The sequence below is a fragment of the Hymenobacter sp. UYAg731 genome, from assembly GCF_054061335.1.
In genome coordinates this window covers 21,805-37,102 of record NZ_JBSSEC010000004.1, presented here as the reverse complement: position 1 = coordinate 37,102, position 15,298 = coordinate 21,805, and the positions used below count along the sequence as shown (strand labels likewise).

Annotated in this window: 9 protein-coding genes; 6 read left to right on the top strand and 3 right to left on the bottom strand. The window is 60.5% G+C overall.

Going from position 1 to position 15,298, the window contains the following annotated elements; all coding sequences use genetic code 11:
- Positions 1–55: 55 nt before the first annotated feature.
- Together ACVWYF_RS12165 and ACVWYF_RS12160 are read right to left on the bottom strand one after the other, a co-directional pair.
- On the bottom strand, positions 56–1,801 hold the full coding sequence (locus tag ACVWYF_RS12165; protein WP_457068287.1) for a glycosyl hydrolase 53 family protein: 1,746 nt from the start codon (positions 1,799–1,801) through the stop codon (positions 56–58).
- Between the two features lie 163 nt (positions 1,802–1,964).
- On the bottom strand, positions 1,965–4,547 hold the full coding sequence (locus ACVWYF_RS12160) for a cellulase family glycosylhydrolase (RefSeq protein ID WP_457068285.1): 2,583 nt from the start codon (positions 4,545–4,547) through the stop codon (positions 1,965–1,967).
- A gap of 300 nt (positions 4,548–4,847) precedes the next feature.
- Here ACVWYF_RS12160 and galK point away from each other — a divergent pair, with 300 nt between their 5' ends.
- From galK to ACVWYF_RS12135, 5 genes are all read left to right on the top strand, one after another.
- The gene (gene galK / locus ACVWYF_RS12155) at positions 4,848–6,014 is read left to right on the top strand and encodes a galactokinase (RefSeq protein ID WP_457068283.1); all 1,167 of its coding nucleotides are present in this window, start codon (positions 4,848–4,850) and stop codon (positions 6,012–6,014) included.
- A 147-nt stretch (positions 6,015–6,161) separates the two neighbouring features.
- Complete coding sequence (locus tag ACVWYF_RS12150) at positions 6,162–7,214, top strand: UDP-glucose--hexose-1-phosphate uridylyltransferase (protein WP_457068280.1); 1,053 nt, start codon at positions 6,162–6,164, stop codon at positions 7,212–7,214.
- A gap of 193 nt (positions 7,215–7,407) precedes the next feature.
- Positions 7,408–8,439 (top strand): LacI family DNA-binding transcriptional regulator, encoded by a 1,032-nt coding sequence (locus ACVWYF_RS12145; RefSeq protein WP_457068278.1) that lies wholly within the window; start codon positions 7,408–7,410, stop codon positions 8,437–8,439.
- Between the two features lie 17 nt (positions 8,440–8,456).
- On the top strand, positions 8,457–9,185 hold the full coding sequence (locus tag ACVWYF_RS12140; RefSeq protein WP_457068276.1) for a 3'-5' exonuclease: 729 nt from the start codon (positions 8,457–8,459) through the stop codon (positions 9,183–9,185).
- A 168-nt stretch (positions 9,186–9,353) separates the two neighbouring features.
- Positions 9,354–11,267: a DUF294 nucleotidyltransferase-like domain-containing protein gene (locus tag ACVWYF_RS12135; protein ID WP_457068273.1), complete on the top strand. Its 1,914-nt coding sequence runs from the start codon at positions 9,354–9,356 to the stop codon at positions 11,265–11,267.
- 11 nt (positions 11,268–11,278) lie between these two features.
- Here ACVWYF_RS12135 and ACVWYF_RS12130 read toward each other — a convergent pair whose 3' ends face one another.
- On the bottom strand, positions 11,279–11,716 hold the full coding sequence (locus ACVWYF_RS12130) for a DUF4174 domain-containing protein (RefSeq protein ID WP_457068270.1): 438 nt from the start codon (positions 11,714–11,716) through the stop codon (positions 11,279–11,281).
- Positions 11,717–11,812: 96 nt separating this feature from the next.
- Between ACVWYF_RS12130 and ACVWYF_RS12125 the strand changes: the two genes are divergently transcribed.
- The gene (locus tag ACVWYF_RS12125) at positions 11,813–14,566 is read left to right on the top strand and encodes an MGH1-like glycoside hydrolase domain-containing protein (RefSeq protein ID WP_457068268.1); all 2,754 of its coding nucleotides are present in this window, start codon (positions 11,813–11,815) and stop codon (positions 14,564–14,566) included.
- The last annotated feature ends 732 nt before the right edge of the window (positions 14,567–15,298 follow it).

Below are 15,298 nucleotides of genomic sequence, written 5' to 3'. Positions count from 1 at the left end.
TTGAAAAGTGAGTTGAATGATGGGAATAATGGGAAACAGAGGGAAATGCCGGTGGCTACAGCTGCACGTAGTGGCGCATGGCAACCTGGTCGCCATGCATAATTTTCAGCAGGTAAGTACCGGGCGCAATGCTGGTAGCTTCGGTCGAAAGCTGATGCGCGCCCCGCGTCAGGCGCTGGGCCGGCATCAGGGTGCGCACCAACTGCCCCGTGAGGGTGTAGAGCGCGAGTTGCACTGTTTCGTCGCGGTCGAGCACCAGGGCTATGGTGCGGGCCCCCGTGGCCGGGTTCGGAAATACTTGAGCCGTGAAGCCCGATACGCCAGCGCCAAGCACGGAAGAAGTTACGGATGAAGATACGAATTCTACGTCGTCAATGCTAGCCGTTTCGCCGGCGTGGGCGTTGGAGCGCAGCCCGATTTCGCACTGCCCGTTGCTCACCACAATGCCGCTCACCTGCACCCGCGTCCAGGTGCCGGTGGTGGGCAGGGTGGTGGCCAGCTCGGTGCCGCCGAAGCTGTTGGCGTAGAGCTGGCACTGGGTCTGGCCGCCGCTGCTTTGCACCCAGGCGCGCAGGGTGTAAGTGCCGTTGGGCACGTTGGCGAGCAGCTGGTAGGTGCGTACCTGATAGGCGGTGGCCTTCTGGTGGCCCAGCTGGTAGGAGCTGGCGTAGCCGTAGTACTGCGTTAGGTCGGCATCGGCATCGGCGGTGGAGGCGGTGCTCCAGCCCAGCGGCGTTTGGGTGGCGGCGGTATACTCGAAACCGGGGTTGTAGACCAGGCCGGGGCTGGGCGGGTTGTTCAGAAAGGCGTTGATGGCCACGGTGGGCTGGCCGCTGGTGTTCCAGATGCCCAGGCCGTAACCCATCCAGTTATACGCCTGGGGCTCCCAGTAGAGCACGCCGAGGCCTTTGTTGTTGGGCACGGCGCGGGTTTTGGCCATGAGGTCGAGCAGCATTTGCTGGGCGGGAATGGGCACGTTGGCGGGCATCCCGGTTTCCACCACCATCACTTCCTTGCCGGGGTAGCGGCTCACCATGTCGTTCATGTTGGCGAGGCACTGCGCCGTGAGCGTGGGCCAGTTGGCGGCCGTGGGGTACAGCGACATGCCAATGACGTCGTACCGAGCCCCGTTGGTCCGCAGCCCATCAAACAGGTAGCGAAACAGGCCGTTGTTGAAACCGTTGGAAATATGTACGATGACCTTGCTAGTCGGGTTCACGGCCTTCACGGCCGCGTAACCCCGGTCGACGAGACTAGCGAAGTTGGCCATGTTGGTTGAGGCGCGGCCTTCGGGCCAGAGCATGCCGTCGTTGGTTTCGTTGCCCACCTGCACCCATTCGGGCACGATGTTGTTATCTTTTAGAGAGTCCAATACATCGTAAGTGTGGTCATACACATCGGTTTGCAGCTGGGCGAGGGTGTGGCCAACCCAGGCGGCGGGCTTGTTTTGTTTGCCGGGGTCGGCGAAAGAATCACTGTAATGGAAGTCAATCATGAGCCGGAAGCCCAGGCTGTGCGCCCGGATGGCTTTGGTGATGACGTCGTTTTTACCGCACCAGCCGCCGGCCGGGTTCACCCACACCCGCAGCCGGATGGCGTTCATGTCGTGGTCGTGCAGCAGTTGAAACAGGTCCTGCTGGGTGCCGGCCTCGTTATAGAAGCGGTAGTTAGAAGCCTCCATCTGGCTCACCCAACTCACATCGGCCCCTTTAGCAAAAGGCGTCGTGGTCTGGGCCATGGCGTGGTGCGGCAGCCCGATGACGGTCCCCATTATCAACAGCAATAGTAAGCTTCTCATCATTTCGGCGGGGGAGGGCAAAGGGCGCATTGAATAAGTAGGGGATATTACGGAATTTTTAAGAAAAGTATTCAGTCAGAGAATTGTTGTGGGAAATATTAGCATGACGTTACGCGGTAGGAGCCGCTCGTCCGTCAACTACTGCCTAATATCAGATACTTAGAGGCTATTGCAACGAAATGGATTCGATGTCCACGCTGGCCGGGCTGCCGGTGACTTCCCAGGTCAGGTGCAGCACTTCGGCCTCCGCAATTTTTAGGCTGCCCGCGCCGGGAGCCTGGTAGTGCAGGGGCAAAAAACCGGGGTAGGGCCGGGGCATCAGCAGCAGCGCCGCCATCTGGAAAGAGTTGAGCGGCAGATGGATTTCCTGTACTTCCGTACTCAGCGTCAGCGGCGCAGCGTAGGCCACAGCATCTTTCGTGGTCAGGGTGAGGCTCACTTTAGCACCGGGCTGGCTGCTGCGTGCGCGTATCACCACTTCCTTAAAGCCGGCCAAATCGGTGGCGCGGCCCGCCAGCTTATCGCCGAAAAACGCCCGCAGGCTGGCGACTGGGCCGTTAGCGGCGGCGGGCTGGTTGGGCCGGGGTGGCCCTTGCATTAGGCGCAGGGCGAGCGCGCCGTCTGGCAGGGTCACGTAGTCGGTCCAGGTGTTGGGGGCAAGGCCGTGGGCTTCGATGCGCTCCTGGTCGCGGCTGGCCTTGAAGAGGGGCAACGGCGCGCCGGCCGCCACGATGGGCACTTCGTAATGCTCGGCGTGGGCAAAGTCCCAGTCGCGCGGCTGGCCGCTGAAGCCGCCGGGGAATGTAAGCGTCTGCGTGCCCTTTCTTACCACCAGCCAGTAGCGAAGCTGGCCGGGATAGAGCAGCTCGGCGGGCACGGTAGCGTCTACATTGGAGTAGCTGCGGGTGGTCATGGGCAGGGTGCGCGTCTGGCCGTAGTAGTGCTGCGCCACGAGGAACACGCTGTCCGTCGGAGCCAAGCCGCTGATAGTGCCGCTGATACGCAGTGGCTGGCCCGCCGTGGCCTGGGCCGGCGCGGTGTGCCGCACCTGCGGACCTAACTCCGTTGGTTTCGGGGCCACGAATTCGCCCAGCTTGATGTGCTGAAAGGCCGTTTGGGCCGTGAAAGCGGTCGTGGATTTGCCGGGCGCGGCCAGCAGGTACACGCCGGGGCGCACGGTGGCGCGGCCGTCGGCGGCCTGGGTTTGGGCGGCGTTGCCCTCGTTCAGGCCTTTGAGGGTGAAGCTGCGGCCCAGGTCACTCAGCGACACTTCCAGCGGCTGGTCATTCCACGAAATCTGAGTTACCGGCTTGCTCAGCGAGGCTTTCTCAAACGGGTCGCGGATGGCTATGGCGTCGGGCATTACTTCCAAGCGCCACACACCGGGAGCCAGCTTATCGAGAAAATACGCGCCGGTGCCGCCGTAGCTCACCACTGCTGACGAACCCACGCCCGCCAAGTGCTGCAACTTGGCTTGCTGCCGGGGCGCGGTGTTGGTGTTGGCGGTGTAATAAAATTCCTCGGGCGAGTTCATCTCACTCAGTCCCAGCCGGTAGCTGATGTGGAAATCGCCGAAAACCGAGTCCTGCGGGTAGCGCCCAAACGACTGCCCGCGCCCCACGCTCCGAAACGCCTTGCCCGCGATGAGCAGGCTCAGGGCCTTGGCCGGCGTGTAGGCCAGATTCAGGTAATGGGTTTGATATTCCGTGTTGGCATAGGCCAGGGCCAGCGGGTCGTAGGCAAACTGCGTAGCCCACTGGATACCCGCCTCGCGGAAGCTGCGGGCCATAAACGGGTACATCACCGGCTGAATAATATCGGCCGACTCGAACTCGTACACCATCTTGGCCTTGTTCAGGAAGCGGGCATCGGTGCGGTACGGAATGGGGTACTGGTCCACGTAGGGCAGGAAATTGCCGCGCAGCGTGTGGTTGCTCACCAGGCCCTGCGGGTACCACTGGTAGGTTAGGCCGTCGACTTTGGCGTTGAGAATGGCCTCGTACACATCGGGGTTTTCCGATATGTTGTAGAACACCGGCTTGCGGCAGCCTGTGGCCCGAATGGCGGCGGCCATGCGGTCGGCGAAGCTGGTGACCTGGACCTCTGGCTTATGGTAGCGCGGCTCGTTGCACACCTCGAAGGCCAGAATGTCCGGGTCTTCGCGGTTGAGGTTTTTAGTGTAGGGGTTGCGGTGGTTGAGAAACTGCGTGAGGTAGCGCTCCTGGGCCGCGATGGCGCGCGGGTTGGTGTAGGCCTCGCCCTTGGAATAGATGCTGGAAAAGCCGGTGCCCGAGTCCTTCTCGGGGTAGCCGTTGTTCCAGTAGGCAATGGGTGTGAGGATGAGCTTGATACCGCGCTGCTTCAGCTCATTCACCAGAAAATCAAACAGGCGCAGGTGCTCGTTTTCGAGCAGATTGCCGGTGGTGTCGGTGATTTCCACGTCCCAGACGTGTACCCGAAACGCATCGACGCCCAGCCGGGCCAGGTGGTACACGTCCTGCCGGATGGCCTGCTCCAGGTTCACGCCCAGCTTCTGGTGCGCCCGGTAGGAGTAGGCAAAGGGGGCGGTGTAGTTTACCCCGAAAAGGGCCACTTCCTGCCGGGTGTTCTGCCAGCGCAGCACGCCTTTTTTATCCACGAAAACGTCGCCGCCGGGCTCTTTGGCATCCTTTTGAGCGCTGGCCGGTGAAGCATTAAAAACCTGGAAAAAGAAGCTGAGCAATACCAGAGACAAATACCGTGAAGACATGCGGGAATGGCGGAAAAGCGAGAAGAACACGAGCGAAAAGGGCATCAATAAGAATTAGGCTATCGTTTATCTAAAGTACGATTATGAACGGTCCCGCTTCGCCGTATTTTGCTGTCAGAGCCAGTACCATAAGCGAAAGCGAGGCGTTGTTTTCAAACAAACGATTGCGTAAATGTAACGCCTTCGCCGTACTTTTCGGGCCACAAATGTGCTGGCTTGGCCAACTGGCCCGAAGTTGCGTAGTCTTGTGTTGCCGCTTGCGTTCGGTTTTCGTCTGGTCGTTTTTCCACTGATTTTTCTATGCCCACTCCGCTCATCCAGGCCGTTCAGGCCGATTTTCAACAACGCTTTGGCTACGCGCCGCTGCTGGTGCGCGCCCCTGGCCGCGTCAACCTCATCGGCGAGCACACCGACTATAACGCCGGTTTCGTGCTGCCCGCCGCCGTGGATAAGGAAATGAGCTTCGCCGTGGGCCTGAACGGAACCGAGAAAATCCGCCTCGTAGCCTATGATTTGGGCGAGGAATTTGAACTGGCCAACGCCGCCGAAATCAGCCCTAGCGCCACGCACTGGGCCAACTACCTACTGGGCGTGGCGGCCCAGTTGCAGCTGCGCGGCCACGCCGTGCCGGGCTTCGACTGCGTGTTTGCCGGCACCGTGCCCATGGGCGCGGGCATGTCGTCGTCGGCCGCCGTGGAGTGCGGGCTGGCCTTTGCGCTCAATCATTTCCTGGGCACCAACCTCGATAAGATGGAGCTGGCCCGCATCGCGCAGCTGGCCGAGCATACGTATGCCGGCGTGCAGTGCGGCATCATGGACCAGTTTGCCAGCACGTTTGGGCGGCCCGGCCACGTCGTGCGCCTCGACTGCCGCTCGCTCGATTACGCGTATTTTCCCTTCGATACCACGGCCTGCCGCATCGTGCTCTGCAACTCGGGCGTGAAGCACAGCCTGGCCAGCTCGGCCTACAACACCCGCCGCCAGGAGTGCGAGCGCGGCGTGGCGGCGCTCCAGCAGCATTACCCGCACATCATGGCCCTGCGCGATGCCACACTGGCCCAGCTCGAAGCCCACCGCGACGAGATGGGCCCCACCGTGTTCCGCCGCTGCGCCTACGTGGTGAAGGAAAATACCCGCGTAGTGGAGGCCTGCCGCCACCTCGAAGCCGGCGACCTCGCCGCCTTCGGCCAGGAGATGTACGCCAGCCACGCTGGCCTGCGCGACGACTACGAAGTAAGCTGCGTCGAACTCGACGTGCTGGTGGAAGCCGCCAAAGCTGCGCCCGGCGTATTCGGCTCGCGCATGATGGGTGGCGGTTTCGGCGGCTGTACCATCAACCTGGTTGCACCCGATAAGGTGGATGAATTCATCGCCAGCGTGAGCGCGGCGTATCAGGAAAAATTCGGAATGACGCTGGAAACCTACCAGACCACGATTGTGGGCGGGGTAGGGGCGGTGGCCGTGTAGATTCCTAAGTCAGAACCTAACAAAAAGGCCGTCATGCAGAGCGCAGCGAAGCGTCTTTACCTATGAAGTAATCAGATTTACTATTGAGGTAAAGATGCTTCGCTGCGCTCTGCATGATGGCCATTAATAGCATTAAAAAACCAGTCCATGCCCGCCACTTTCGATTCCACCGAACACCCGCACCGTCGTTTCAATGCCCTTTCGGGCGAGTGGGTGCTCGTGTCACCGCACCGCTCCAAGCGCCCCTGGCAGGGCCAGCAAGAGGAAACGGAGCAGGACCAGCGTCCCGCCTACGACCCCACCTGCTACCTCTGCCCCGGCAACGTGCGCGTGGGCGGCGAGGTGAACCCGCAGTACACGGACACCTTTGTTTTCAACAATGACTTCGGGGCGCTGACCCCCGACGTGCCCACCGGCGGCATCAACGAAGGCGGCCTGTTGCGGGCCGAAGCCGAGTCGGGCGTGTGCCGCGTCATCTGCTTCTCGCCGCGCCACGACCTGACGTTGCCCCAGATGGAAACGCCCGCCATCCGCAAAGTGGTGGACCTCTGGGTGGAGGAATTCACGACGCTCGGGGCGCGGCCGGACATCAACTACGTGCAGATTTTCGAGAACAAGGGCCCGATGATGGGCTGCTCGAACCCGCACCCGCACGGTCAGATTTGGGCGCAGCGCACCGTGCCCGGCGAGCCCGCCAAGGAGACGACGCAGCAGCTGGCCTACTTCCAGGAGCATGGCCGCACACTGCTGAGCGACTACCTGAAAATCGAGCTGGAGCAGAAGGAGCGGGTGGTCATCGAAAACGAGCATTTCGTGGTGCTGGTGCCGTTCTGGGCCGTGTGGCCGTTCGAAACCATCGTCATCGCCCGCCGCCCGGTGCAGGATATCATCCAGCTGACTGATGACGAGCGCGACGCGCTGGCCGATATTCTGCGCCGCCTCACCATTCGCTACGACAACCTGTTCAGCATCAGCTTCCCGTATTCGGCCGGCCTGCACCAGTGCCCCACCGATGGCCAGGAGCACCCGGAATGGCACCTGCACATGCACTTCTTCCCGCCGCTGCTGCGCTCGGCCACGGTGCGCAAGTTTATGGTGGGCTACGAGATGCTGGGCGACCCGCAGCGCGACATCACGCCGGAGTTCAGCGCCGGGCGGCTGCGGGAGCAGTCGGAGGTGCATTACAAGGCGGCTCAGTAGTGCTGCTGGAAGTATTCAGAAATCATAACTGGAAAGAGAACGTCATGCTGAGCGCAGCCGAAGCATGACGGGCAACTTAGCGGCCCGGATTTTCCTGAACCGATTCGATAATTGCCGCTAACGTTCCGCACTTCATCCCTGTTATGGAACCAGTAGGTTACATTTAGCCCCCACTCACTAACTCATTTCCGCTTTGGCTCAAAAACGCGCCTCTATTTCGGACATTGCCAAGGAGCTGAACCTGGCCGTTTCTACGGTTTCGCGGGCGCTCAGTGGCCACTCGCGCATCAGCGAAGCCACCCGCAAGCGCGTGTGGAAACTGGCCGAACAGCTTAATTACCAGCCCAACCACCTGGCGGCAGCTCTGCGCAAGGGTCGCAGCAACACGCTGGGCGTCATCGTGCCGCACATCGACGGGCACTTCTTTTCGCAGGTGATGAAGGGGGCCGAGGCCGTGGCCAACCGGGCCGGCTTCAACGTGCTGCTGTGCCAGTCGAACGAGGACTACGTGCAGGAACAGAAGAACGTGGACACGATGATTAACGCGCAGGTCGACGGCATTATGGTGTCGGTGGCACGTACTACGCACGATTACAAGCACTTCGATAAAATTAAGAAGCGCGATATTCCGCTGGTATTCTTCGACCGCATTCTGGACGGCCCGGAGGTAAATGCTGTGGAGCTCGATGATTTCCAGGGCGGCTACCAGTCCACGAAGCACCTGCTGGAGCAGGGCTGCCGGCGCATTGCCCACTTCGGCGGGCCGCAGCACCTCAATATTTACATCAACCGTTTTGGGGGCTACCGGCAGGCCTTGCTGGAGTACGGCATTCCGATTGAGGAAGAGCTGGTGCTGTTCAGCGAGATGTGGGAGGCCGACGGCCGCGCTGGCATGGAGCAGCTGCTGGCTCTGCCCGAGCCGCCCGAGGCCGTGTTCTCGGCCAGCGACTTTTCCATGGCGGGGGCTATGCGCGTGCTCAAGGAGCGCAAGCTGCGCATCCCCGAGGACATTGCGCTGTCGGGTTTCAGCAACGAAAGCTTCACCTTGCTCACCGAGCCCAACCTGACGTCGGTAGACCAGTGCTGCGAGGAAATGGGCCTGGCCGCCATGCGCCTGCTGCTCGAAATGGTGCAGGAGCACGAGCAGGCCCCCCGCAAAATCGTGATTCAGCCCCGGTTGATGAAGCGCGAGTCGTCGCTCTGGCACCAGCAGCAGCCTAAATAAACGCCGCACCCGGCCCCGTGAAGGACTACCTTCTGTTCGTCGATACCGAAACGTCGGGCATTCCGCGCGACTGGACGCAGCCGTACGCCAGCCGCGACAGCTGGCCGCACATCGTGCAGCTGGCCTGGGTAATATGTACATCCAATGGCCAGGAAGTGAAGGCCGAAAACCACTACATCCGCCCCAGCGACTACGACCTGAGCCCGGAGTCGGGCAAAATCCACGGCCTTACGTCGGAGTTTTTGCAGGCCAACGGCCGCTCGCGCCACGCCGTGATGCAGCGCCTACACCGCGATTTGCTGCACTACCAGCCCCGCGTAGTGGCCCATTTCATACAACTCGACTTCCACATGCTGGGCGTGGGCTTCTACCGGGCCGGGCTGAAAAACCTACTGCCCGGGCTGCCCCAGTTCTGCACCATGCGGGCCACGGGGCCGCTGCTGCGCCACGGTACTCAGGGCTTTTTGCGGCTGGGCGAGCTGCACCAACGCCTGTTTCAGGAGCCGCTGCTCCGTGAGCACGACGCCTTGGTAGATGCCCGCGCCACGGCCCGCTGCTTCTTCCAGATGCGGGCGCAGGGCATAATTACCGACGAAATCATTGCGCAGCAAATACCCATCGGGCTGCCTACGCCGCAGGCCCGGCTGGCGCGCCGTCGGCAGCGTAAGCTGCGCATTGGCGTGGCGCCGTGGCTGCTGCTGGCCGGCGTGGCACTGGTGCTACTGGCGGTGTTTTTATTGATGTGAAAGATTCGGAAGAACGTCATGCAGAGCGCAGCGAAGCATTTTTACCGCGCAATGCAATCCAATCGATTGGTTTACCAATGAGGTAAAGATGCTTCGCTACGCTCTGCATGACGGTCTAGTTTTACCCCAACTTCCAGAATACCTGCTAACCCTTCGACACCCTGCCCCATGAGCGAAAAACTCGATTTCCTGCGCACCGTGAAGCCCTTCGACCGCCTGCCCGAAGACGTGCTGGCCGAAGTGGCCGAGGGCCTGGAAGAAGTGCGCCACCCCCGCGAAGGCGTCATCTACTACCAGGACGAAACGAAACTGCGGGGCCTCGACATCATTGTGGAGGGCGAGTACGAGACGTTTTTCTACGACAGCCAGCAGAACCGGCGCGTGGTGGAGCTCACCCGGCGCGGCGAGTGCTACGGCGGCATCTCGCTGCTACTCAACAAGAAAAAATCGCTGCGCACGGTGGTGGCCAAGCGCCATACCCGCGTGTACTTCCTGCACCGGCGCGAGTTTCTGGCCCTGTGCCAGGGCTACGAGAGCTTCTTCCACTTCTTCACCACGCGCTATGGGCAGCGGATGCTGAATGAGGAGTACGCCCATTTTGTGCGGCCGGCCACCAGCGCCGGCTCCAGCTACCTAGCTTCGGACCAGCTGTTTTCGCGCCGCATTGAGACGCTGGAATTGCGCCCGCTTGACGTGTGCGCCGCCTACACGCCTATTTTCGAAGTGGCGCAGCGCATGGCCGCCGCCCGCACCAGCTGCTACTTCATCACCAATGCCGATGTGGACGGCCACATCATCGGCTACGTGACGGATATCACGCTGCGCGACAAGGTAGTAGCGGCCTGCGCCGATGCTAACCTACCCGTCGAAACCATTGTGGATGCGCCGGTGGTGAGCATTAGCTCGCGGGCGTTTGTGTATGAGGCCATTTTGTTGATGTTCAGAACCAAGACGCGGTATTTGCTGGTGGAAACCGATGGCGAGTACGTGGGCTTCCTGAGCCGCAACAAGCTGCTGACCGACGACCAGGCGCAGTCGCCGTTCATCTTCATTCAGTCGGTGAAGCAGGCGCAGGCCGTGCCCGAGCTGAAGCGCCGCTGGGAGCAGGTGCCCGAAATGGTGTACCAGCTCCTGAACCGCGGCGTGAAGCCCGAAATCGTGAATCAGGTCATTACCACCGTGTCGGACGCCATTGCCCTGAAGCTCATTGAGGGGGCCATTGCCGAGCTGGGGCCGCCGCCGGCCCGGTTCGTATACATGGTGCTGGGTAGTGAGGGCCGCAAGGAGCAAACCCTGCTCACGGACCAGGACAACGCCATTATCTACGAAGACAAGGCCAACGAACAGCGCGAGCTGGTGCGCGACTATTTCCTGAAATTCGCCGAAATGGTGAGCGACCAGCTCAACGAAATCGGGTTCAGCTACTGCGAGGGCGGCTTCATGGCCAAAAACCCGAAATGGACGCATTCGCTCTCGCACTGGAAGCGCAACTACGTGGCGTGGATGACCGACTCGAACCCCGAAACCGGCATGCAATTCGCCGCCTCTTTCGACTGCCGCTACCTCTACGGCGACCCCGCCATCATGGACGAACTACACGATTTTCTGGCCGGGGAGCTGCAAAAGCCGGTGGAGCGCTTCTTCAACCACATGGCCGTGAACGCGCTGCAATACGAGCCGCCGCTCACGTTTTTCAACAACATCCGCACCTTCGCCCACGGCGCGCACCAAGTGTTCAACCTGAAGAAAACCATGTCGCCCATCGTCGATTTGGTGCGGATGTACGCCCTCAAGCACCGCATTTTCGCTACCAATACCGGCGAGCGGCTGGAGGCCCTCAAGGCCTTGGGCATCTTCACCGAGCGGGAGGCCCACGAACTGCTGCAATCCTACTACTACCTCATGGGCGTGCGCCTAAAAAAGCAGGCCGTCCAGATTATCAACGACAACGTGACGCCCGATAACTACCTCGACCCGAAAATGCTAACCAAAGTGGAGCAGGTGACGCTGAAGGAGATTTTTAAGGTCATTGCTGATTTCCAGTTGAAGATTAAGGTGGGCTTCACGAAGTCGTTGGGGTAAAAAACCACCGGCTATTTCTTCCGCATTTCGGCTTGGCGCATGGGCATCTTATCCACGGTGCCGAACAAGTCGGCGGGCGGAATGGGGCGGCGGCTTTGCTCCTTCACCCCGCCATCTTTGCCGATGAGCACGGCCGCGAATTGCGGGGGCGAAACCCCGATTTCCTTCGTTAGAAACTGTTGGTCAGCGGCGGAAAGCTGGTTGTAAAATATTTCCAGCACGACGAAATCGCGGGCCGCCATTTCGGTCTTTTCGGTAGCAAGTAAGGCTTTTTGGGTTTGAAAATCGGCTTGTTCGGCCGTGGGCGCGGCCAGCAGAAGCACGCGGTTTTTCCAGCGGTATTCGCGCAGGGTTTGTTCCAGCGGCATGGGTTTGGATGTTTGGGCAGTGGACAGGAAAAAACCGAGCAGCAGGAGTGGAGTAGGCAATAAAAAGAGCAGTCGTTTCATAGGGAGTTGATTTAAAAGCGGCGCGTTGATAATAACGGCTGGACGCGTTAAAAGTGCCGTAATTTGCACGTCCCGCTACTTTCGCTGCCTTTCGTTTTGATAAAGTCCATTTCCTTCGCCACTGGCTTCCTGCTCACTCTCGGCCTGCTCACGGCTTGCCAGACCACCAGGCCGGCCGCTACTACCGCCTCTACTCCCGCCGTGCAAACGCCCATCTGGCAATCTGACGCCTACAGCCTGTACCGCGACCGTGTGGTGCAGGGCCCGCACGAGGCCCGCGCCCTCTCCGCTACCGAGCTGGTGTCGAACTACGTGAGCCCGGCCAACAACCGGCAGAACCCGCGCATCGAGTTCAAGTTTAGCCTCAACGGCAAGGATAATGAGATGGCCCCCGGCCTCAACCACCTGCTGGTGGCCGTGCCCCGGCCGGGTGGCGGGGCCATTGAGACGCCGACCATCGTGTTCGGGCAGCGCTACGTGGATTCCACGCCGGCCACCGCCGACACTTACCTGGCCCTCAACACGCCGGTGCGTATCCGGCTGGATTTGCGGCCGGTGCTGGCGGCGTTCAAGCAGCAGGGTTTCTACACCACCTTCAAGGGCGAGAAGCTGTACCAGGAGGATTTCAAACACGTTTACGTGGCCGGGGGCACCGCGCCGCTGAGCTGGGATTTCGACAACCTGACCAACAAGCCGGAACTGGAAATGAAGGACCCGGACGGCGACGGCATCTACGAAACCACGCTGACGCTGAACCAACCCGCCGCCGCCAAAACTACCGCCGCGAGCTGGAAAAAGACCATTAACACCGCCGACTTCCCGCAATATTCTTCCGACTACCCGCTGGCCGATGCCCTCTACAACCTGGCCCTGGAAGAAGCCCGCCGCGCCGTGGAGCCAGATAGCACCTTTCGCACCGGCAAGGAGTGGGCCGGCGTCTGGACCCGGGATGTGAGCTACAGCATCATCCTGGCGCAGGCTTCTTTGCAGCCGAAAGTGGCCATGAAGAGCCTGCTGCGCAAGGTGAGCCCCGCCGGCCGCATTATTCAGGATACCGGCACGGGTGGGGCCTATCCGTGCTCGACCGACCGCATTATCTGGGCCACGGCGGCCTGGGAAATCTACCAGGCCACCGGCGACGAGGCCTGGCTGCGCAAGGTGTACCCCATCATCAAGCAAAGCATTGCCGACGACGTGCAGAACGCCTACGACCCGGCCACCGGCCTGGTGCGCGGCGAGTCGTCGTTCCTCGACTGGCGCGAGCAGACCTACCCCCGCTGGATGCAGCCCGTGGACATCTACCAGTCTGAAAACCTAGGCACCAACGCCGTGCATTACCAGGGCAACGTCGTGCTGGCCCAGATGGCCGCCCGCCTCGGCCAGCCCGGCGTGGCGGCGCAGTACAAGCGCCAGGCCGCCAACATCAAGGACGCCATCAACCTGCACCTGTGGCAGGCCGATAAGGGCTACTACGGCCAATACCTCTACGGCCGCACCACCCTGGTGCTCTCGCCCAAAGCCGAGGCGCTGGGCGAGGCCCTGTGCGTGCTGTTCGGCATTGCCGAGGGCGAACGGGCGCAGCAGGTGGTGAGCAAAACGCCCACCGTGCCCTTCGGCGTGCCGTGCATTTACCCCCAGATTCCGGGCATCCCGCCGTATCATAATGATGCCGTGTGGCCCTTTGTGCAGAGCTTTTGGGCGCTGGCGGCCGCGCAGGTCGGCAACGAGGCGTCGCTCACCGAGAGCATGGCCGCCATCTACCGGCCGGCGGCGCTGTTCCTCACCAACAAAGAAAACTTCGTGGCCCGCACCGGCGACTACGCGGGCACCCAAATCAACTCCAGCAACATGCTCTGGAGCCTTTCCGGCAGCCTGGGGCTGGTGTATAAGGTGCTGTTTGGAATGCGGTATGAGGGCGACCGGCTGGTGTTCCGGCCCTTCGTGCCGCAGGCGTTTGCGGGGCAGCGCCGCCTCACTGGTTTCAAATACCGCCGGGCCGTGCTCGATGTGGAGATGACGGGCTTCGGCAACGTCATCAAAAGCATTACGCTGGATGGCCAGCCGCTGGCCGAAGCCGCCGTTCCGGCCGGCCTCAGCGGGCGGCACGCGGTGCGCATTGTGCTCAGCAGCGAGGTTCCGGCCGCCCAACCGGTGAACCGCGTGGCCGATGCCGTGGCCCCCGAAACGCCTGTTGCTGGAATGATGCTTGGGTATGTATCACTATTGGGTTGGAATGAAATTGAAGGTGCCCAGAAGTATAAAGTATTAGCAAATGGGTCCTTATTAGAAACAGTGTCACAGGGCACCGCTATGACTTTTCCTCCAAGAATGGGGATGGTTTATCAAGTAGTTGCGGTGAATGCCGCCGGTCAGGAGTCTTTTGCCAGCGAACCCATTGAGATTGATTACGACCGTAATCCCGCTCAACAGCAGATACAGCTAGAAGCCCTGGCCCCCAAAGCCACCCAGCCCTACAAAGGCTACTCCGGCAAGGGCTTCGTGGAAATCTCAACCACCAAAAACCTGACTCTTAACATCCCCGTTACCGTGCCTGAAAGCGGCCTCTACGCCCTCGATTTTCGCTACGCCAATGGCAACGGCCCCATCAACACCAACAACCAGTGCGCCATCCGCACGCTGCGGCGCGGGGCGGCGCTGCTGGGCACCGTGGTGCTGCCCCAGCGCGGCGTGCAGGAGTGGAGCAGCTGGGGCTTCTCAAACCCCATCATGGTGCGCCTCGAAAAAGGCACCCACGCCCTCACCCTGACCTACGAGCCCGCCAACCAGAACATGAACATCGAGGTAAACGAGGCCATGCTGGACTACCTGCGCGTGCGCCGGGTGGAGTAGTAATGGGGAATTACTGTACTGCTTTCTCGAATAAATCGAGCCAAATGCTACGGGGGTCTTCGAGAATGTGGGAAGTTCCTTCGCCTGGCAATAGTTCAGCCCCATTGAAATTGAGTAACAAGTGGCGTTGACAATCCCGAATGTTATAGAACCGGGTCGTACCTGGTAAATATACCCCGATGTTGTAAGCCAAGCCGTCATAAGGGCAGCTAGATGGGAGCACCATTTCTTTTCGCAATAGGGCAATATGTTCCTGCCGATAGAAAGTGAAGAGCGTGGCTAGTTTTGTTGACGTTTTATGTTGGTAAGGCGGGGTTATGACCTCGAAAGGTTTTGGCGTAACTCTTTCCCGCTGCTTGCCATATAACCGTCGCCGATAGCGTTTCTCCGTAGCCAGAATAACGCTGAAATGTTAAAATGGCGTCTGCCTTGTGCTGTAAAGAAGTCAGTGTGGATGCTACCGAATCCTTAATAGAGCCTACAATGACTTGTTTGCGGAGGGGACGCTGGGCTAAACAGGGCTGGGCCAGCCACACAGTGTAAAAAAACCAAAGCAGACATTTTTTCATTGGGTGAAGGAAGCAGTGCTGCAATCTTAACAGATTGGATGATAAACGAAGGTATAAATTGCCGGCCAGCATTGGGAAAACTCGCGCCGGCATCTGGCTTCCCCAGCCACAAAAGCCTCCCACCGCCCCGGAATCCCAATTCCACCCTTGGGGGAATCTCCCG

What these genes read in the sequence shown, in the direction of transcription:
- ACVWYF_RS12160 (WP_457068285.1), bottom strand. Translation starts at nt 4,547, where the DNA reads ATGTCTTCACGGTATTTGTCTCTGGTATTGCTCAGCTTCTTTTTCCAG.
- ACVWYF_RS12130 (WP_457068270.1), bottom strand. Translation starts at nt 11,716, where the DNA reads ATGAAACGACTGCTCTTTTTATTGCCTACTCCACTCCTGCTGCTCGGT.
- ACVWYF_RS12165 (WP_457068287.1), bottom strand. Translation starts at nt 1,801, where the DNA reads ATGATGAGAAGCTTACTATTGCTGTTGATAATGGGGACCGTCATCGGG.
- ACVWYF_RS12135 (WP_457068273.1), top strand. Translation starts at nt 9,354, where the DNA reads ATGAGCGAAAAACTCGATTTCCTGCGCACCGTGAAGCCCTTCGACCGC.
- ACVWYF_RS12150 (WP_457068280.1), top strand. Translation starts at nt 6,162, where the DNA reads ATGCCCGCCACTTTCGATTCCACCGAACACCCGCACCGTCGTTTCAAT.
- galK (WP_457068283.1), top strand. Translation starts at nt 4,848, where the DNA reads ATGCCCACTCCGCTCATCCAGGCCGTTCAGGCCGATTTTCAACAACGC.